19 protein-coding genes are annotated in these 18854 nt (G+C 32.8%); 14 read left to right on the forward strand and 5 right to left on the reverse strand.

What is annotated here, in order from left to right; translation table 11 throughout:
- Window positions 1–41: 41 nt before the first annotated feature.
- The 6 genes from ASD98_RS18785 (at window position 42) to ASD98_RS18810 (ending at window position 5101) form a co-directional block, all read left to right on the forward strand.
- A complete protein-coding gene (locus ASD98_RS18785; protein ID WP_056207449.1) occupies window positions 42–1016 on the forward strand; it encodes a type IX secretion system membrane protein PorP/SprF in 975 nt (324 codons plus the stop codon).
- A gap of 470 nt (window positions 1017–1486) precedes the next feature.
- Window positions 1487–2272, forward strand: a complete 786-nt coding sequence (locus ASD98_RS18790) for a sensor histidine kinase (protein WP_056207307.1) — start codon at window positions 1487–1489, stop codon at window positions 2270–2272.
- Window positions 2269–2958, forward strand: a complete 690-nt coding sequence (locus ASD98_RS18795) for a LytTR family DNA-binding domain-containing protein (protein ID WP_056207309.1) — start codon at window positions 2269–2271, stop codon at window positions 2956–2958. Before ASD98_RS18790 ends, ASD98_RS18795 begins: the two co-directional genes overlap by 4 nt.
- A gap of 168 nt (window positions 2959–3126) precedes the next feature.
- Window positions 3127–3879 (forward strand): intradiol ring-cleavage dioxygenase, encoded by a 753-nt coding sequence (locus ASD98_RS18800; RefSeq protein WP_056207311.1) that lies wholly within the window; start codon window positions 3127–3129, stop codon window positions 3877–3879.
- 16 nt (window positions 3880–3895) lie between these two features.
- A complete protein-coding gene (locus ASD98_RS18805; RefSeq protein WP_056207313.1) occupies window positions 3896–4594 on the forward strand; it encodes a hypothetical protein in 699 nt (232 codons plus the stop codon).
- Window positions 4595–5101: a hypothetical protein gene (locus ASD98_RS18810; RefSeq protein ID WP_128414858.1), complete on the forward strand. Its 507-nt coding sequence runs from the start codon at window positions 4595–4597 to the stop codon at window positions 5099–5101.
- A 156-nt stretch (window positions 5102–5257) separates the two neighbouring features.
- Here ASD98_RS18810 and ASD98_RS18815 read toward each other — a convergent pair whose 3' ends face one another.
- Window positions 5258–6022 carry a hypothetical protein gene (locus ASD98_RS18815; protein WP_056207316.1) on the reverse strand — a complete coding sequence of 255 codons (765 nt, stop codon included), beginning with the start codon at window positions 6020–6022 and terminating at the stop codon, window positions 5258–5260.
- Window positions 6023–6402: 380 nt separating this feature from the next.
- On the opposite strand from ASD98_RS18815, the gene pgk reads away from it, so the two are divergent.
- From pgk to ASD98_RS18845, 5 genes are all read left to right on the forward strand, one after another.
- Window positions 6403–7590 (forward strand): phosphoglycerate kinase, encoded by a 1188-nt coding sequence (pgk, locus tag ASD98_RS18825; RefSeq protein ID WP_056207321.1) that lies wholly within the window; start codon window positions 6403–6405, stop codon window positions 7588–7590.
- 110 nt (window positions 7591–7700) lie between these two features.
- Window positions 7701–9545, forward strand: a complete 1845-nt coding sequence (locus ASD98_RS18830) for a LysM peptidoglycan-binding domain-containing protein (RefSeq protein WP_056207451.1) — start codon at window positions 7701–7703, stop codon at window positions 9543–9545.
- A gap of 46 nt (window positions 9546–9591) precedes the next feature.
- Window positions 9592–10560, forward strand: a complete 969-nt coding sequence (locus ASD98_RS18835) for a DUF4837 family protein (RefSeq protein ID WP_056207323.1) — start codon at window positions 9592–9594, stop codon at window positions 10558–10560.
- A gap of 262 nt (window positions 10561–10822) precedes the next feature.
- Window positions 10823–11464: a DUF1579 domain-containing protein gene (locus ASD98_RS18840; protein ID WP_056207327.1), complete on the forward strand. Its 642-nt coding sequence runs from the start codon at window positions 10823–10825 to the stop codon at window positions 11462–11464.
- Window positions 11465–11618: 154 nt separating this feature from the next.
- A complete protein-coding gene (locus ASD98_RS18845) occupies window positions 11619–12065 on the forward strand; it encodes a GNAT family N-acetyltransferase (protein ID WP_056207328.1) in 447 nt (148 codons plus the stop codon).
- Between the two features lie 154 nt (window positions 12066–12219).
- Here the strand turns inward: ASD98_RS18845 and ASD98_RS18850 are convergent, their stop codons facing one another.
- From ASD98_RS18850 to rnpA, 4 genes are all read right to left on the reverse strand, one after another.
- Window positions 12220–13023, reverse strand: a complete 804-nt coding sequence (locus ASD98_RS18850; RefSeq protein WP_056207330.1) for an OmpA family protein — start codon at window positions 13021–13023, stop codon at window positions 12220–12222.
- Window positions 13024–13027: 4 nt separating this feature from the next.
- The gene (locus ASD98_RS18855; protein ID WP_056207332.1) at window positions 13028–14665 is read right to left on the reverse strand and encodes a S41 family peptidase; all 1638 of its coding nucleotides are present in this window, start codon (window positions 14663–14665) and stop codon (window positions 13028–13030) included.
- 2 nt (window positions 14666–14667) lie between these two features.
- Window positions 14668–15492 (reverse strand): DUF4349 domain-containing protein, encoded by an 825-nt coding sequence (locus tag ASD98_RS18860; RefSeq protein WP_056207334.1) that lies wholly within the window; start codon window positions 15490–15492, stop codon window positions 14668–14670.
- Window positions 15493–15572: 80 nt separating this feature from the next.
- The gene (rnpA, locus tag ASD98_RS18865) at window positions 15573–15977 is read right to left on the reverse strand and encodes a ribonuclease P protein component (protein WP_056207335.1); all 405 of its coding nucleotides are present in this window, start codon (window positions 15975–15977) and stop codon (window positions 15573–15575) included.
- 126 nt (window positions 15978–16103) lie between these two features.
- Between rnpA and ASD98_RS18870 the strand changes: the two genes are divergently transcribed.
- The 3 genes from ASD98_RS18870 to ASD98_RS18880 all read left to right on the forward strand — a co-directional run bounded on the left by ASD98_RS18870 (window position 16104) and on the right by ASD98_RS18880 (window position 18727).
- Entirely contained in the window at window positions 16104–16850 is a 747-nt protein-coding gene (locus ASD98_RS18870) for a 1-acyl-sn-glycerol-3-phosphate acyltransferase (protein WP_056207337.1), read from the forward strand.
- A gap of 45 nt (window positions 16851–16895) precedes the next feature.
- Window positions 16896–17888 carry an acyl-ACP desaturase gene (locus ASD98_RS18875; RefSeq protein ID WP_056207338.1) on the forward strand — a complete coding sequence of 331 codons (993 nt, stop codon included), beginning with the start codon at window positions 16896–16898 and terminating at the stop codon, window positions 17886–17888.
- Between the two features lie 185 nt (window positions 17889–18073).
- Window positions 18074–18727: an HD domain-containing protein gene (locus ASD98_RS18880; RefSeq protein ID WP_056207340.1), complete on the forward strand. Its 654-nt coding sequence runs from the start codon at window positions 18074–18076 to the stop codon at window positions 18725–18727.
- Window positions 18728–18854 lie beyond the last annotated feature (127 nt).

Consider the following 18854-nt stretch of genomic DNA (forward strand, 5'->3'; position numbering starts at 1 on the left):
AAATATAGCCCCTTATGATGTTATCTAAAAAAATTATTACAATGAAAAAGTTTATTTTATCCTTAGTACTCATGGCTGTAACAACAAGTTACAGCCAAGAGTTAAACCTACCAGTTTTTACTCAGTATCTGGCTGATAACCCTTTTGTGCTTTCTCCTGCTTATGCAGGTATTGGTGACAACCTTAGAATTAGAGCCAATGGTTTAACACAATGGGTTGGAATTAAAGATGCACCGCAAAACCAGTCGCTTTATGCCGATTTTAGAATTTTAGATCGCTCTGGTGTGGGAATATCGCTTTATAACGATAAAAACGGATATACAAGACAAACCGGTGCTAAAGTATCTTTTGCGCACCATATTATCTTAGACTATTATTCTAAACAGTACTTGTCTTTTGGTATTTCATATAACTTCAATACGTTTAGAATTGATACTGATGAATTCAATACAACCATAGAACATCCTGTTATAGATCCAACAGTTACAGACAATCGCTATAATGCAAACAATAACTTTGACATTAGTGCATTGTACCGTAATAAAGATTTTTATGTAAGCTTTAATGCAAACAACGTTTTAAAGAAAAATACCGATAAATATCGTGGAGTAGAACCAAACCTGCTTTCAAACTATCAGGTTTATACTGGTTATGTTTTTCGTGATGCTGAAAACAGCCGTATAGAATACGAACCATCAGTTTTCTATCAGTACTTTGCAAGTGATAAACGTTCAACAACCGATATTAACTTTAAATACAGAAGATACAATCGTTATGAAGATTATTATTGGGTTGGAGTTTCATATCGTTTCTTAAACGACCAGTTTCCTAAACCATTATCAGTTGGGCCAATGGCAGGTTTTATGAAATCTAAATTTTACTTTGGATATTCATATCAGGTTATGTTCAACGATTTAGGAAACTACAATACAGGAACCCATGTTGTAACAATCGGATTCGATTTCTTACAAGCCATCAGTAACTGTCCTTGTACACAAAGTCCGGTACACGATTAATCGCCAAAAGACGATTATTTTAATATAGGCTGAAAAGCCCAAAATTATAAAGCGAGTCGCAACATTATGTGTTTTTACCGCAATAATTTGAAATAAAGATGCAATAACATTAAATTTGAATATATCATTTTGGTTGTCAAAACGGTATAAATCAAATTTGATTCATGAAAGCAAAATTTTCACTTTATGCGAAACATATAATTCTGTGCCTCGCTTTTTTATTTATCCCGTATGCGTTCACGTCTACAAATACCGTTTTCTCATTACCGCATTTGTACACAAACCCGCACGACCGTATTTATTTGTTTATCTATTTTACACTTCTTTGTTTTTTTTACTTTAATTATTATTATCTAATTCCCAGATTATATTTTTCAGATAAAAAGCTTCTGTATTATTTCATAATAGTCATTTTCCTTTTATTCTTTCTTTGGATATCTACTGTTTTAGATCATCCAAGCCGAAACTTTTTGGATTTTGAGTACCATTCCGGAAAATTTCCGGTTCATCCAAAACCATTCGAAGGAAGATTTCCGCCCCCGCCACATAGAAATGAACCAATGTCTTTTGGATTCACTGGAGGTCCGCCAACACAATACGGACATACAACACTTGTTTATTTAATTGGTGTAGTTTCAAGTTTGCTTTTTGCCATTTCAGGAAGATTGCAAAATGTCGAAAAAGAAAAAGTAAAATCGGAACTGGCATTTTTAAAAGCCCAGATAAATCCGCATTTTTTATTTAATACCCTAAACAGCATTTATGCATTGGCCTTAAAAAAAGACGATAAAACGGCAGACGCTGTAGTTCAGCTGTCTGAGTTAATGCGTTATATAATGACCAATTCAAACGATGAGGTTATTGAATTAAGCAAGGAAATCAATTACATTAATAATTTCATTTCACTTCAAAAAACACGTTTAGGAAACACAGTAAACGTAGATTATAATGTAACCGGAAACACTTTTGGAAAAGTAATTACGCCGCTCATTTTAATTTCATTTATCGAAAATGCATTCAAACACGGAGTAAATCCAGATCAGACTTCCGAAATTTGTATCAAAATTGATATCGAAGATGAAATGCTGACTTTATACGTTTCTAATAAAAAGACATTTTCTATACAATCAGATTCTGGAATTGGACTTCACAATACAATCGAAAGATTGAAGTTAGTATATCCTAATAAGCACCATTTGAAAATCGAAGATTCAGCAGAGAAATACATTGTAAACTTGAGCGTTAAAATACGATGATAAAAGCAATAGCATTAGATGACGAGCCATTGGCATTAGAAATTCTTCAGAGTTTATGTGATACTATTGAGTACATAGAACTGAATAAAACCTTTACGAAGTCTGATGAAGCATTCAAATACTTAAAAAAATATCCTGTCGATTTATTATTTCTCGATATCAATATGCCGTCGATTTCCGGTTTAGACTTTTACAAAAAGCTGTCCCATAAAACAATGGTAATCTTTACAACAGCTTATTCTGAATTTGCCGTTGAAGGCTTTACACTTAGCGCAACCGATTATCTGTTAAAACCAATTTCGCTTTCAAGATTTCAGCAAGCAGCCGAAAAAGCTTTTTCACAATGGAAACTGCAAAACCAAAACATCGAACAGCAGTATCTCTTTATTCGTGCCGATTATAGTTTGATTAAAATCTTGTTTTCAGATATTTTATATATCGAAGGTTTAGACGATTATTTAAAAATTCACATCCAAAACCAAAAAACAGTTGTAGCCCGAATGACCTTAAAAGCAATTCTTCAAAAATTGCCTGAAACAGAATTTATAAGAGTCCATCGTTCTTTTATTATTCCTATTTCTAAAATTTCTAAAATAAGAAATAAAATAATTTTTATCGGTCAAGCCGAAATTCCACTCAGTGTCAGTTACGAAGAATCCTTTTTGAAACTTTTTGACCAAAAATAACACCCTTTTTGGTTTAGAGATTTTTACTACAAAAAATAAATATTCATCCGTTTACCTCATAAATAATCACCTTTACCTCAAACTTTTTACAACGCTTTAATTTCGAATAATTTTACTTGAAAACAGCTGTTATTCATTCAATTAAAATAACATTTAAACATAAAGGCAATGAAAAGAAAAGAGTTTTTAAGAGGTTTGGGTTTAATAGGAATTGGTTCATTAGCAATTCCAATCATAAACTCATGTAGTCAGGATAATGATGATGGTTCATCAGATTCTTCATCCAACACAGATTCATCTTCCGGTTCAGGATCATCTTCAGGCGATTGTTCAGTTACACCATCAGAAACTGCAGGGCCATTTCCAACCATTACACCATCTTCTTTAGTAAAATCAGACATTACTATGGACAGAACAGGCGTAGCTTTCACCATAAAAATTACCATAAAAAATACAAATGCAAGCTGCGCCGTATTAAAAGATGCCATTGTAGATATTTGGCATTGTGACAAAGACGGCTATTATTCTGAATACGGAGGAACTTCAATGCAGTCTGTAAATTATACTACAGTGCACTTTTTAAGAGGAAGACAAACCACCGACGCAAACGGTCTGGTTAACTTTACCTCCATTTTCCCGGGCTGGTATTCTGGAAGAGCAACTCATATTCACGTTCATATTTATAACGCCAGCGGAACTTCATTGCTTGTAACACAAATTGCTTTTCCCGAAGGAACAAATAGTGCAGTTGCTTTAGTAAACGCTTCTAGTGCCAGCGGTTATACAAAAGGAATGTCCGGTTACACTTATAATTCTTCAGATAATGTTTTTTCAGATTCTGTGGCAAATGAATTAGCAGCAATAACAGGTAGCGTAAGCGAAGGTTTTGTTTTGACTCACGCCATAAACGTTGCAGGTTAATTTTAAATAATTCATTATGATAGCTCAAATTCCGGCACAAATTTATAAGTCAGATTCAAGAGGGTTTTTCAATTCAGAAAAGCACAACTGCTTCTCAACTTTTAATTTTGAACATTACCAAGATTTATTCCGAAATGCATTTGGATCCTTAAAAGTTTTAAATGAAGTAATTCTGGCTCCCCAACAAAGTATTACTCGATTTATAAATTCAAACACAAATGTTATCATCCTGCCTTTATTTGGCGGAATAGAATATAAGGATAATATTGGTAATGAGGAATTTTTGCATGTAGAGCAAATTGGGATTCTGGCTGCAGTTGAGGAGTTAACCATTGAAATTTTTAATCCATACGAAAAAGAAAATGTGAGTTATTTGGAATTTGAATTTCAAATGGAAAGACAGCATTTTAAAAACGATTTTCAACAATATAAATTCGACTTAAGTTCACATAATAAGCTGCATTCCTTATTTGAATTTGAAAATACTTTTGGATTTATTGGTATTTATGACGGAAGAAAAGAAGGAACCTTTACTTTAAAGAATGCAAATAATGGCGTTTTTGTCTTCGTAATTAACGGTGCTTTTGAAATCGAAAACCGACTTCTGGAAGCAAAAGATGGTTTAGCAATCCAAAAAACCGGAACTATAGAATGGGAATCGTTATCGCAAAATGCGATGCTGCTCGTAATAGAAGTTTCTCTAAATTCAAATTAAATGAAAATAACGAAGATAAAACTCGCCTATCGTATAGTGATAGACAGCTCGTCTGCTTTACTTTGGGATAAATATGTTTTTGAAGACACTTTCAAAGAATACCAAATGCAGTCTCAACAGTTTGATTCAGAATCGAATCCTAAAAATACATTTAGAGAATTATTAAGCGAAAATGAAAAAGCAAATCAATTGCATTTTCTAACCGGAATTGCTGCCAGCGGTTATGTTGAACAGTTAAAAGGTAATTTCCATCGTGTAACAGATGTTTTAGGAAACAACTATTTTCCTTTTATCAATTATCAGTTAGATATTTTCAATACAGACATTACAGATGCATCCAAACACAGAATCGGCATTACTTTTTATTCGCCTTTATTAAATTACTTCGGAATTATTGAGGGGAATTATCTCATTTCAAAAAATATCGATAACACTAATGAATATGAAACTATTATGTTTCCAGTTCAAAACAATTTGTCTATTTGTTACATTCAAACACAAGACTAATTCAAGATCCAAAAACAAAAAATAATCTAATTCATTTTTTGCCTTTTCTGTTTTTCTGTTGACAGAAAAGGTTTTTTTATTTATGGATGATAGCTTTTTCATTTGAACATTTCGGAGGGAGTGAGGGTACAAATCCACTTCAGAATTTCATATAACTTATCTAAAAACAACTGGAATTTTATTAGAAACAATTATTCCATCAAAAATTTCTGTTTGATTTTCTTCCAATTCATTCTTTTTATATTTAGGTAATTTATTATTTACTGTTTTAGAATCAGATATATATTCTAGTTTAAAACTATAATTCTTCCTTGAATCAAACTTATAATAGGATAGAAATCCATATGATTGAAGCTGATTATCATAAATAGGTAAATTTAAAATTACTTTAAAATACTTAGTTTCGTCAGGATGTAGTACAAATGAATTATTTCTTATGGAGTTAGAAAATTCAAAATCAACAATATCAGGAAAATCTAATTCTTTCAATTTAGATTTTATATCCGTTATTCTATTAATTTCAGAATCAAAATTTACACAATCTTTATTAACTCGTTTAAAACTATCACCATTTATAGTGTAATTTTCAATTTTTGAATTATCAGAACTTTCAATGACAAAACACATTCTTGCTTTTCTAAAAAAAGAAGTTGAATTCAAGGTTTCAATAGAAAAGGTTTCTAGTTGGTCTTCATTTACAACTAATAAATAATCTTTTTGAGAATTGTTAGTCATTTTGAACAAAATTACATTTTTACCCTTTTCATTATTAGTAAACGATTTTTTATTTTTATTCAAATCATCTAAAGAGCAAAAAACTTTCTGATTTAACAATTCCAACTTTATATTTTCAGATGTTTGCTTCTGATTATTACAAGAGATCAGTGTAAACAAAACGAATATTAAAATTTGATTTTTCATAATTTTTTTTTCAAATATGGCACTTCACTATAAGGTATTCCTTGAATAAATGCTGCGCAGTCCCGAAAGCTTTCGGGACCGACTTTGCGCTAATCCAAATATATCTAAAAAGCAAATAAGTCAAAGACATTTTCGAGGTTTCATAATCTAATTCATTTTTTGTCTTTTCTGTTTTTCTCTTAACAGAAAAAGTTTTTTTCATTTCATCAGGTATCAAATTACTATCGATAATTGTTTTTAATCCTTAATAAACCAATTTATTTGTGAATTTATAACGTTTTCGTTCTTTTTGTTGTCTCTTTTTTAGTTTATCCGAATTTATTAGTACTTTAAAAGTCCTATATTTGTTTTTCTTTCTAAAAAAACTAAAAAAATATCAAATGAAAACTTTAAACGATTTCGACTTTAAAAATAAAAAAGCAATCATCCGTGTAGACTTTAATGTGCCGTTGGATGAGAATTTTAATGTAACTGATACGACACGTATTGAAGCTGCAAAACCAACTATCGATACTATTTTAGCTCAAGGCGGAAGTGTAATCTTAATGTCGCATTTAGGAAGACCAAAAGGAGCTGAAGAAAAATATTCTTTAAAACATATTTTAAAAACAGCTTCAGAAATTTTAGGAGTACAAGTTAAGTTTGCTGAAAACTGCGTTGGGGAACCAGCTCAAACAGCTGCTAAAAACCTACAGCCTGGAGAAGTTTTATTACTTGAAAATTTACGTTTTCATGCAGAAGAAGAAGCTGGAGATGTTGCTTTTGCAAAAGAATTAGCTTCACTTGGTGATATTTATGTAAATGATGCTTTTGGAACAGCACACAGAGCGCACGCTTCAACAACAATTATTGCACAATTTTTTCCAAACGATAAAACCTTCGGAACTTTATTGGCAAAAGAAATAGAAAGCTTAAATAAAGTATTAAAAAACAGCGAAAAGCCAGTAACAGCAGTTTTAGGAGGTTCTAAAGTTTCTTCTAAAATTACAGTTATCGAAAATATATTAGACAAAGTTGATCACATGATTATTGGTGGAGGTATGACTTTTACATTTGTTAAAGCTCAAGGCGGAAAAGTGGGAGATTCAATCTGTGAAGATGATAAATTGGATTTAGCACTTGAAATCTTAAGATTAGCAAAAGAAAAGAATGTTCAGATTCATATTCCTGTTGATGTAATTGCTGCAGATGATTTCTCAAATTCAGCAAAAACACAAGTTGTAGATGTAAATGCAATTCCTGATGGATGGCAGGGTCTTGACGCAGGTCCAAAATCATTAGAGAATTTCAAAAAAGTGATTCTAGAATCAAAAACTATTTTATGGAATGGTCCATTAGGTGTTTTTGAAATGGAAACATTCTCTAAAGGAACAATTGCTTTAGGCGATTTTATTGCAGAAGCAACAGAAAAAGGTGCATTTTCTCTAGTTGGAGGTGGTGATTCTGTTGCGGCTGTAAAACAATTCGGTTTTGAAGACAAAATGAGCTATGTTTCTACTGGGGGTGGTGCAATGCTTGAAATGTTAGAAGGAAGAGTTTTACCTGGAATTGCTGCAATTTTAGACTAAAAAATCACAATTAACATTTTTTTGCGTATATTTAAGCCTTAAACTTTTTAAGTTTGCAAAAATAATGATTCTATAAATGGTTGATTTATAGAATTTTAAAAAAATGTTATATGATTGTAAAGAAAATTTCATTAGCGGTAACCGCTTTGTTCTCTCTTTCGATGTTTGCGCAGGAAACTGCCGAAGTCTCGAGGGAATTAAAGCCCGAAGTAAAGTTGTCTTACTTAGATTCTATTAAAAGCACATTCAAAAAAGATGACCTCGCAGCAAAAGTTGACAGTCTTTGGATGAATGAGTTAGTAAGTTTAGATATCTACGATGATTTGACAAAAGATATTCAAACCATTAACAAGGACGTTACTGTTGATGAAGAATTACCAACCGAATTGCTTAAGCAGCGTTTGGCGGCAATGAATGCCAAATCGCCTTTTGAAATTGAATACAATCAAGGATTAGAAAACATAATAAAGTCATTTCTTAAGAATCGTAAAAAATCGTTTTCTCGATTAATGGCTTTATCAGAATACTACTTTCCAATATTCGAGGAAACTTTCGCTAAGGAAAAAGTTCCATTGGAAATAAAATATTTAGCCGTTGTAGAATCTGCTTTAAACCCTAAAGCAGTTTCTAAAATGGGCGCTACGGGACTTTGGCAGTTTATGTACGGAACCGGAAAACAATACTCTTTAAAAATCGATTCTTATATTGATGAAAGAAGCGATCCTCTTAAAGCTACAGCCGCATGTTCCGATTATCTTAGCAGGATGTTCAACATTTTTAATGACTGGGAACTTGTTTTAGCATCTTATAATTCAGGACCGGGAAATGTAACAAAAGCAATTCGTCGTTCTGGCGGAAAAACAGGGTACTGGGATATTCGTAATTACCTTCCAAAAGAAACTCAAGGTTATGTTCCGGCATTTTATGCTACAATGTATCTTTTTGAATATCACAAAGAACACGGAATCAATCCGGAAAGAGCAGTCGTTAAAAACTTTGAGACAGATACAGTGGCGATCAAAAATCAAATGTCATTTAAACAAATTGCCGATTTATTAGACATGCCGCAATCGCAGCTGCAGCTTTTAAATCCATCTTATAAATTAAATGTTGTGCCGGCTTACCATGGCGAACAGAATTTCCTTAGGTTACCAAAAGACAAAATCGCTGCCTTTGTTTCAAATGAAGACAAGATTTATGCTTACGTAAAACACGAATCAGAATTTAAAACAATCCCTTCTCGTTTAGCAATGAAAATTGCTCCAAAAGGAAGACCGGTTAGAAACACTCAATCTCTGGAAGTATCTAAAGATAAAGAGATTCAGTTCTACAAAGTTCAAAAAGGCGATAATTTAGGAGCTATTGCAGACAAGTACAATGTGAATATTTCCGATTTAAAAAAATGGAATAATCTTAAATCAAATGCAATTGCGTTGGGAAGATCTTTAAAAATTAAATCAGATGTTGATACTTCTGCCAAAGTTGTTAAAGAGCCGAAAGCAATACCAGCGATAGAGAAAAACACAGAGGAAGCAGTTGCTTCTGCAGATGATAATGATAAAGTTTCAATACAAACAGTAGAGTACGTTGTATTGGCCGGAGACAATTTAGGAAGTATTGCAAAAAAATTCGGTACGACTATTGCGGACTTAAAAGAGTTAAATGATCTTAGCTCTAATAATATTGGTTTAGGAAAAACATTAGTAGTTTCTAAAATAGTTACAGAGATACGTGAGCCGGTTTCTACTGCTATTGCATCTAACTCTGTTGATTCTTTCAAAAAGAAAGCACCTTCAGCAAAAAATGCAGGGGAAGATTATTACGTTAAAAAAGGTGATTCTTTATACAGTATTTCTAAAAAATATCCTGGAGTAACGATTTCAGATATTAAAAAATGGAATGGTATTAAAGATGAAGATATTAAACCCGGAATGAAACTTAAAATAAACGGATAATAAAAAATCTTATTTAAATTTGGGTTTTATTTCATAAATTAAGAAAATGAATAAAACCCATTTTTTGTTTATAATACTTCCGTTTCTACTAATTTCTTGTTTAAAAACAGATAAACAAGAACAGCCTGTTTCCGGAAAAACAAATACAATCTCCATAATCATTGACGATCAGTTATGGTATGGAGAAGTTGGCGACAGTATCCGAAACAAATTTGCATCGCCAGTTCTGGGCTTAACTCAGGAAGAACCTCTTTTTACAATCAATCAATATCCTGCTAAACTTCTCGAAGGATTTGTAACCGACAGCCGAAGTATTATTGTTGTTAAAAAATCAGCTGTAGATAAGTTTGAAATAACACACAATAAATCATTGCCGCACAACACTTTTCGTATTTATGGAAAGTCGGTTGATGACATTATCTGCAGTATCGAATTGAATTCGGCACAAATCATCAAAATGATTCGTGATGCAGAAATCGAGAAAATTCAGGAAGATAACAGTAAGTCACTTTTAAACCCGGCTGTTATAAAAAACAAATTCCATATAGATATCCAGATTCCAACAGGATATGAATATATGCTTCACAAAAAGAATTTTATCTGGCTCAAAAAAGATATTATAAGTGGAAACACCAGTTTATTAATATATCAAATTCCGCTTCACAACTTCAAGACCCGCGCAAATGTAGTTGGCAATATCATTAAAATGAGGGATTCAATTGGATATTACATCAAGGGAAGAGAGCCAAAAACCCGAATGATTACCGGAGAAGCTTATGCGCCTTATTTTTCGAATACATCATTAGACGGAAAAGAAGCTTTTGAAACCAAAGGAACCTGGGAACTAAAAAACGACTTCATGGCCGGACCTTTCATTAACTACGCAATTGTAGATCCCGTTTATAACCGAATCTTGGTTATCGAAGGATTTTGCTATTCACCTTCAAATCAGGAGCGAGATTTAATGTTCGATCTTGAAGCCATCATAAAATCTGTGAAAATAGATAAGCGTTAATTTGTTTTAAGTTTCAGGTTTCAAGTTTTCTTAATCGCAAAGTTCGCTAAGGTTTACGCAAAGAAACGCAAAGTTATTTTTTAAAGTTAACTGAAATTATCTTATATAACTTATATGGCTTCAATAGCGTGCCTTGCGTAAAACCTTTAGCGAACTTTGCGGTTAAATACATCCAGTATAAACCTTAAACTTGAGACCAGAAACAACTCTAGTTATTATTTTTCTTACTTTTGTTTTGTAACAAACATAAAAACAAAGACTTATGAAAAAGGTAACCACAACATTAGTAATTATTGCATTATGTTTTATCTCTTGTAAAAAAGATGTAAAAACCGAAGTTGTCACGGCAAAAGATTCGGACAGTATTAAAACTGAAGAACCAGCAGCTGAAACACCAGTAGATTCTGCAGCAGAAATGAAAGCCTGGCAAGCTTATGCAACTCCTGGCGCACCACACAAATTGATGACAGACGAAGTAGGAACATGGAATTGTGAGATGACGTTTTGGTATGAACCAAATGGAAAACCAGAAAAATCAACTTCAGTGGCCACTATCAAAATGATTCTGGGCGGACGTTATCAAGAAGGTAATTATGTCGGAAAAATTATGGGAGCACCATTTGAAGGAAAAAGCACATTAGCCTATAACAATGCGAGTAAAGAATATACCACAACTTTTATTGATAATATGGGAACCGGAATGATGGTTGCCACAGGAAAATATGATGAAGGGAAAAAAAGTATGGAATTTAAAGGTGAAGTAGTAAATCCGGTAACTGGGAAGAAAGCACCTTACAGAGAAATTTATACTATTGTAGATGCCACAACCCGTAAAATGGAAATGTTCGATGTCAAAGAAGGCTCTGAATATAAAAGCATGGAAATTGTCATGAAGAAAAAATGATACAATATTTGATCTGTAAGGTTTTTAAAATTTTGCAGAAAGAATGACTAACTTTAGTAAATCCCGATTATAGTTTTATAGTCGGGATTTCTATTTGATAATATTTGATGTAATTTTGCTTTTCTGATTATTAAATTTAAAAGAGAAATACAAAATGGAATTAAAATGGAAAATAAAGCCATTTGAGGCATTAACTGTAAACGAACTATATGATATGCTTAAACTAAGAAGTGAAATCTTTGTAGTAGAGCAAAACTGCGTTTATTTGGATATTGACGGTAAAGACAAGAAAGCTTTACACCTAATTGGAGAATATGACGGGAAAGTTGTAGCCTATTCTCGTTTATTTGATGCCGGAATTAGTTTCGACAATGCCTCAATTGGAAGAGTAATCGTAGATGCCAATTATCGTGATAAAAAGTGGGGACACGATCTAATGCGTGAAGCAATTACAGCAATAAAATCTAATTTTGGAAAAGATAAAATTACAATTGGAGCACAATTATACTTAAAGAAATTTTACGAAAGTCATGGTTTTGTCCAATCAAGTGAAATGTACCTTGAAGATGACATTGAGCATATCGAAATGATTCGAGGATAAGCATAAAAATAATAACGCTACAATGTTGCAATATTAAATATCGCTATTTTATTAAGGTTGTAATTTGCTTTAAAAGAAATAATTAACAACATTGTTTAGAGTAAAACTTTAAGTAAAAAAGCTTTGTGCCTTAGCGCCTTCGTGGCAAAAAAACTTAAATTTTAGTAATCAAAAACTCAACGCGTCGATCATAAGTATCACCTCTTTTTAAAGGAAATTTGTTTCCGCAGCCTTGATAACGCATTCTGTTTTTAGAAACTTTCTTTGAACTTAAATAGTAAAAAACTGTTTTGGCCCTGTTCCAGGAAAGTTTCCTTTCTTTAGTGTCTTTGTCAATTGCGTCGCTGTAAATTTGTGGTGTACAGCAAACGTGGCCTCTAATTTCGAACTGTATATTTTTTTGTTTTTGAAGTATAACAGAAATCTTATCCAATTCCTTTTTAGAATTATTAGTTAGTCTGGCACTTCCCATATCAAACAATATGTTTTCAAGATATATTTTATCGCCAACCTTTAATTTGTCTTTAAAAGAGGAATAACCTTTTTTATCAAAACTGTTTCGTTTTACCACAATCAAATCAACCCGCCGATTGCGTAAACGTGTTTCATATAAATTTTCAACAGTATCAGGCCGGACTACAACTCGGCCTTTTCCTTCAAGAATAACAATTTTACTTTCTTTAAAACCAAAGGAAAGCAATAAGTTTTGAATAGTGTTAACCCTGTCGTGAGACAATTTAAAATTATAATCGTCAGTGCCGCGGTCGTCGCAGTAACCGTAGATTTGTATCGATTCGACTTTCGCGGTATCTATTGATTTGATAAAATTATTTACAACTCTGCTTTGCGGTTCAGTAAGATCATACTTGTCGAAATCAAAATAAACTGTTTCGATTGGTTTTTGCTGCGCCGATATATTGTAAATAATAAACAAAAACAGGACCCGGGAAAGTTTCATTTTTCTACATTTTTAAAATCGTTTTATATTCAGTCTGATTATTTAATACGTTTACTGCTCTTTTAATCTCTGAATTGTTCTTAATATAAAACTGATACAAACCTTCTTGGTATTGGTATCTCTTGATAAGTTCTTCCTGAATTAAACCTCTGATTTCTTTTTGGTTTTTGTCCAGCAAAGTGTTTTCACTTCTTTCTAATGCGGCTAATAATTGTTGATATTCCGGAGCAATCGTTTCGTCAATTTTTTCATTTTTGGCAGCAGCCAAAGTATTTTTCAAGGCAACTTCTGTTTCAGTATCAAAACTAATTTTGTTTGTTTTTAAATATTGTTTGAAACCAGCATAATCAGTATCTGTAACTACTGGGATTTTATCGCCTAAATTTTGATTTTTATAATAGTAAGTAGTAGCGTAATCAAATATTCCGTCATTTTTCAAAAGAGCGCTCGTAATAGGGCTCATTTTAGCTTCATCTAATTCAATATCCGGTAAAACACCGCCGCCGTCATAAACTGTTCTTCCTTTTCTGGTTTTAAAAGCATTAAAGTTTTTAGAATCTGTTTTTTGGGCAACGCCGTTTTTATCTTTATGTGCATAATCAAGCGCTTGTATACAGCGTCCGGATGGTGTGTAGTAACGTGAAATGGTAACTTTCAACTGCGTCCCGTAAGTCAGGTCAACAGAACGCTGCACCAAACCTTTTCCAAAACTACGGCTTCCTAAAATCACAGCACGATCTAAATCCTGTAAAGCTCCAGAAACAATTTCAGATGCCGATGCACTTCTTCCGTTAACTAAAATAGCGAGCGGAATCTCTGTATCGATTGGTTCTTTGGTTGTTTTATACGTATTATTATGTTTTTCGATTCTTGATTTAGTCGTTACTATAACTTCATTCTTTGGAACAAATAAATTACAGATATCAATTGCCTCATTCAAAAGTCCGCCCGGATTTCCTCTTAAATCTAAAACAATCTGTTTTGCACCGTCAGCTTTCAGTTTTTCCAAAGCATCTTTAACTTCAGCCGAAGCTTTTCTGCTAAAATGCGCCAAAACAATATAACCTGTTTTCTCGTCGATCTTTCCATAAAATGGAACCGATTTAATATCCACTTCATCCAAAACCAATTCAGTTGTAAAAGTTTTTCCCTGACGAAGATATTTTATAGCAATTTTAGTGTTTTTAGTTCCTTTAAGCAATTGCGAAGCATCGTCTTTAAAATCTGCAATCAAAACATCACCAATTTGAATAATTTCATCGCCCGCTTTTAGTCCGGCTTTATCTGCAGGATAATTTTTGTACGGTTCACGAACAATCAAACGGTCTTTTTTACGAGCAATCATTGCGCCAATTCCGGTATATTCTCCCGTATTATTGATTTTAAAATTTACGACATCCTGTTCGTTAAAGTAAACGGTGTAAGGATCTAAACTTCCCAACATGCTTTTAATGGCCTTATCCATTAAATCACCCGGATTTGTTTCATCTACATAATTCGTGTTTACGGCTTTAAACAATGTGGTGAAGATTTCGATTTGTTTTGCAATCTCAAAAAAGTCTTCTTTGAAACTGGTTCCAATAAATAAAAATCCTGCCGCAACAGTTGGTATGATAAATTTCTTTTTGAAATAAGGATACATGATTATGGTTTTTTTCTTTTAATTCTCTTTCTAATAAAATAGGCTAATACACAAAATATAATTATAAACGGCCAAATGCTGATAATTGATATAAAGAAACTTGACAAACTAAAAAATCCTGATTTAATAGCGGTCCAGACTTTCGATCCGTACGATAATTGCACTGATTCCTGTTCCGGCAGGTTTTTATAAAACTCAATCGTAACCGTACTTTCAGAAACTCTGCTTTCTAAATATTTTAACTGGCCTTCTTTGGCTTCTATTTCTTCGCGGATAATCGAAATCTGTTTTTCGATTTCTAAGATTTCACTAATTTTAGTGGCTTTCTGTAATATTTGAAAATAACGTTCTTCAAGTTTTCTTTTGTTTTTTAATCTTGTCGTTAAGTCAATATATTGTTCGGTAACATCTTCTGCTGTAATTTCTTTTCTCTCAAAATAAGAAACACCTTTTGAAATTGTATTGATAAAATTATCAAAATTCTGACTCGGGACTCTAATCGTAATATTTCGATAAAGAGTGCCATAGTCTTTTCCTTCAGAATCACTTTGAATTTTTCCCTGGCTTTGTTTAACCGCCGTTTGAATCTGTTTGTATGTTTCTTCTAAATCATTGGTTTCAAATCGAAGCGATGCTTGTTTGATTATTTTTTGTTCAATTTGAGTTGAAGAATCATCTAGATTTTTATCTGCACCGCCTGATTCATATTTTTTTGGAGCTAATTTTATAGCACTAATTGAAGCTACTTGTTCTTCATTAACAACTTCACTTTTACTACATCCCGAAAGAACACAAAAAATTACAGATAAAAAGAAAATGTATCGCATAAAATTTCAATTTAGTGCTAAAACTACAATTTTTTTATAATTTTTTATCTGATTTAGAGTACAAAGTTGACTTTGAAGTCTTATAAATCTTTTTTGATTTCAGATTCCGGAGTTTTGTTTAGCTGCTGTAAAAATTTCTCAAACAACTGAATCGTTTTGGTATTGATTTCTTCGTACGATAATCGGTCTTTTGTCTGGTAAAAAAGCATGAAAGAATATGGCTGATTTAAATGATCCAGAAGTAAATGTTTATTAAGTCTATACGTTTCTCTTAGTACTCTTTTGAAATAATTTCTGTCGACTGCTTTTTTAAAGTATTTCTTAGAAACAGAAACACCCACTTTTGTATTACCCTGATATGCTTCTTCCGCCTGACGGTAAACCAAACGAAGCGGATATTTTGAAACCGATTTCCCTTCAGAAAAAAGTAATCCAATTGTGGTTTTGCTCTTTAAGCGTTCATTTTTAGGGTATGTGAAGTTCATTTAATTCAGAAAAAATTTGCAATTTTAAGGGCAAAGGTACAATTAAACCATAAAAACGGTTATTGTTTTCAATTTTTCTACCGCTAAAAATATATTTACTACTTTTGACCTCAAATTTTTTCAAGCATGCAAAAGATAATCTCATATCCAATCTCCGTAATTTTTTATTTATGTTTTGGATTGTGTTTGGCTGTTTTTCACCCAATACAATGGATTTGCCTTAATCTTTTTGGTTATCAGGCTCACAAAAAAAGTGTTGATTATTTAAATCTCTGTCTTTTAAGATGTACGCATTTGGTTGGTACAACTTATAAAGTTACAGGTGTTGATACTATTCCTACCGGAGTTCCCATCATTTTTGTGGCCAATCACCAAAGTATGTACGATATCGTGACAATGATTTGGTACTTTAGACGTTTTCATTGTAAATTTGTAAGTAAGAAGGAGTTAGGAAGCGGAATTCCGAGCGTATCATATAATTTACGCCACGGAGGTTCTGTTTTAATTGACCGTAAAGACCCTAAACAAGCGATTCCAGTAATCAAAGGCTTATCTGAATATATAGAAAAAAACACCAGATCAGCTGTAATCTTCCCGGAAGGAACCCGCAGTAAAACGGGAAAACCTAAAGAATTTGCTCAAAGCGGTTTAAAAATTCTATGTAAATATGCACCATCTGCATACGTTGTGCCGGTAAGTATTAATAATTCATGGAAAATGGTTCGTTACGGTATGTTTCCGGTTGGTTTAGGAAACCGTCTAACTTTTACGGCGCACAAAGCAATGGCAGTAAAAGATTATGATTTTGCCGAATTAATGGCATTAACAGAAAAGGCGGTTGTAGAAGGAGTAAACGAGTATAAACAGGTTTAAGTTTTAGTCCGAGCTAAAATATAAATCCCAAATTTAAAATAAGTAATGTCTATAAAAAACATTAGATTAGAAGTGATGCAGTTTTTGGAAAAAAACGTTGACAGCTTCGTTGAACAGTATTTAATTCCGGTGGAAAAAATTTGGCAGCCGTCAGATTTCCTGCCTAATTCTGAAGGAGAAAACTTCTTTGAGGAGGTAAAGGAACTGCGTGAAATTGCTAAAGAATTGCCATACGATTTTTGGGTAACGCTTGTAGGTGATACAATTACCGAAGAAGCGCTTCCAACATATGAGTCCTGGTTGATGGATGTAGAAGGAATAGATCAGATTGAAAATGGCGGTAATGGCTGGTCGAAATGGATCAGACAATGGACTGGTGAAGAAAACCGTCACGGAGATCTTTTAAATAAATACTTGTATTTGTCTGGTCGTGTTAATATGCGTGAAATTGAAATGACAACACAGCATTTAATCAACGACGGTTTTGATATTGGAACTGGAACTGATCCGTACAAAAACTTTGTATACACTAGTTTTCAGGAATTAGCAACTTATGTTTCACACAATAGAGTAGCGCAGATTGCGAAAAAATTTGGTGATAATAAATTGTCTAAAATGTGTAAAATGATTGCAGGTGACGAAATGCGTCATCACCATGCATACAGCGAATTTGTTACACGTATTTTTGCAGTTGATCCAAGTGAAATGATGTTGGCTTTTCAATACATGATGAAACAAAAAATCGTTATGCCGGCTCATTTTCTAAGAGAATCTGGTCAAAAAATAAGCACTGCTTTCGAACAGTTTTCTGATTCTGCACAACGTATCGGGGTTTACACAGCAAATGATTATGTTGATATTATGCAGAAGTTAATCAACAAATGGGAAATTGATAAAATTACTAATTTAACTGACGAGGCAGAAAAAGCACGTGATTACTTAATGAAATTACCAGCTCGTATGGCTAGAATCTCAGAAAGAATTGTAATTCCACAAGAATCACATATCTTTAAATGGGTTGAACCAGCGAGATTATAGATTTTAGATTGCAGATTTCTGATTTTAGATTTTTTGCAATTGATATTGATATTGAAAACATTGTTGATTGTTGAGGTTTTAGAACTTTAGCAATCAACATTTTTTTTAAAATACTAAAAAGCCCAGCGTAAATCCGTTTAATCAGTCAAATCTGTGCTCCATTTCACACAAACCATAATACACTTATGAATAATTCCGAACTTATAAACAAAACCATCACTTTTGTAAAAGAAAAACTTAACGATGCAGAGGGAGGCCACGACTGGTTTCATATCGAAAGAGTTTATAAAAATGCACTTTTAATTGCAAAAGATACGGATTGCGATAAAACAGTTGTAGAATTAGGAGCGCTGCTTCATGATATTGCCGACAGTAAATTTCACGACGGAGATGAAACAATTGGACCCAAAACTGCCCGTTTGTTTTTAGAATCGCAAAATGTTACGGAGGATATTATACAGCATGTGGTAAATATCATTGAAAACATCTCTTATAAAGGCGGAAATTTCGAAAAGAAATTTTCTTCAATAGAATTAGATATTGTGCAGGATGCGGATCGTTTAGATGCTATTGGTGCAATTGGAGTAGCCAGAGCATTCAATTATGGAGGGTTTAAAAACAGAGCCTTATATGATCCTGAAATTGCTCCGATAACCAATATGACAAAAGAGGAATATAAAAAGAACAATGCGCCAACGATAAATCACTTTTACGAAAAGCTTTTACTCTTAAAAGATAAAATGAATACCGAAAAAGGAAAACAAATTGCTGCCGAGAGACATCGTTTTATGGAATTTTTCCTGGCACAGTTTTATGCAGAGTGGGAGGGGCTTAAGTAAGTTTTCAGTCATCATATAAACTGAAAACTATGACTGAGCCTGAAAACCTTTTATGCTGTTTAGAATTTAGATTTTAAAAGGCACATTATTCCGAAAGCACACAAAAACCCAAAAGAAAACCATAATA

The sequence above is a fragment of the Flavobacterium sp. Root186 genome, assembly GCF_001428525.1.
Taxonomy (GTDB): domain Bacteria; phylum Bacteroidota; class Bacteroidia; order Flavobacteriales; family Flavobacteriaceae; genus Flavobacterium.

Excerpts from the sequence above, each read along its gene's own strand:
- ASD98_RS18785 (WP_056207449.1), top strand. The coding sequence starts at position 42 with ATGAAAAAGTTTATTTTATCCTTAGTACTCATGGCTGTAACAACAAGT.
- ASD98_RS18795 (WP_056207309.1), top strand. The coding sequence starts at position 2,269 with ATGATAAAAGCAATAGCATTAGATGACGAGCCATTGGCATTAGAAATT.
- ASD98_RS18800 (WP_056207311.1), top strand. The coding sequence starts at position 3,127 with ATGAAAAGAAAAGAGTTTTTAAGAGGTTTGGGTTTAATAGGAATTGGT.
- ASD98_RS18805 (WP_056207313.1), top strand. The coding sequence starts at position 3,896 with ATGATAGCTCAAATTCCGGCACAAATTTATAAGTCAGATTCAAGAGGG.
- ASD98_RS18810 (WP_128414858.1), top strand. The coding sequence starts at position 4,595 with ATGAAAATAACGAAGATAAAACTCGCCTATCGTATAGTGATAGACAGC.
- ASD98_RS18815 (WP_056207316.1), bottom strand. The coding sequence starts at position 6,022 with ATGAAAAATCAAATTTTAATATTCGTTTTGTTTACACTGATCTCTTGT.
- pgk (WP_056207321.1), top strand. The coding sequence starts at position 6,403 with ATGAAAACTTTAAACGATTTCGACTTTAAAAATAAAAAAGCAATCATC.
- ASD98_RS18830 (WP_056207451.1), top strand. The coding sequence starts at position 7,701 with ATGATTGTAAAGAAAATTTCATTAGCGGTAACCGCTTTGTTCTCTCTT.
- ASD98_RS18835 (WP_056207323.1), top strand. The coding sequence starts at position 9,592 with ATGAATAAAACCCATTTTTTGTTTATAATACTTCCGTTTCTACTAATT.
- ASD98_RS18840 (WP_056207327.1), top strand. The coding sequence starts at position 10,823 with ATGAAAAAGGTAACCACAACATTAGTAATTATTGCATTATGTTTTATC.
- ASD98_RS18845 (WP_056207328.1), top strand. The coding sequence starts at position 11,619 with ATGGAATTAAAATGGAAAATAAAGCCATTTGAGGCATTAACTGTAAAC.
- ASD98_RS18850 (WP_056207330.1), bottom strand. The coding sequence starts at position 13,023 with ATGAAACTTTCCCGGGTCCTGTTTTTGTTTATTATTTACAATATATCG.
- ASD98_RS18855 (WP_056207332.1), bottom strand. The coding sequence starts at position 14,665 with ATGTATCCTTATTTCAAAAAGAAATTTATCATACCAACTGTTGCGGCA.
- ASD98_RS18860 (WP_056207334.1), bottom strand. The coding sequence starts at position 15,492 with ATGCGATACATTTTCTTTTTATCTGTAATTTTTTGTGTTCTTTCGGGA.
- rnpA (WP_056207335.1), bottom strand. The coding sequence starts at position 15,977 with ATGAACTTCACATACCCTAAAAATGAACGCTTAAAGAGCAAAACCACA.
- ASD98_RS18870 (WP_056207337.1), top strand. The coding sequence starts at position 16,104 with ATGCAAAAGATAATCTCATATCCAATCTCCGTAATTTTTTATTTATGT.
- ASD98_RS18875 (WP_056207338.1), top strand. The coding sequence starts at position 16,896 with ATGTCTATAAAAAACATTAGATTAGAAGTGATGCAGTTTTTGGAAAAA.
- ASD98_RS18880 (WP_056207340.1), top strand. The coding sequence starts at position 18,074 with ATGAATAATTCCGAACTTATAAACAAAACCATCACTTTTGTAAAAGAA.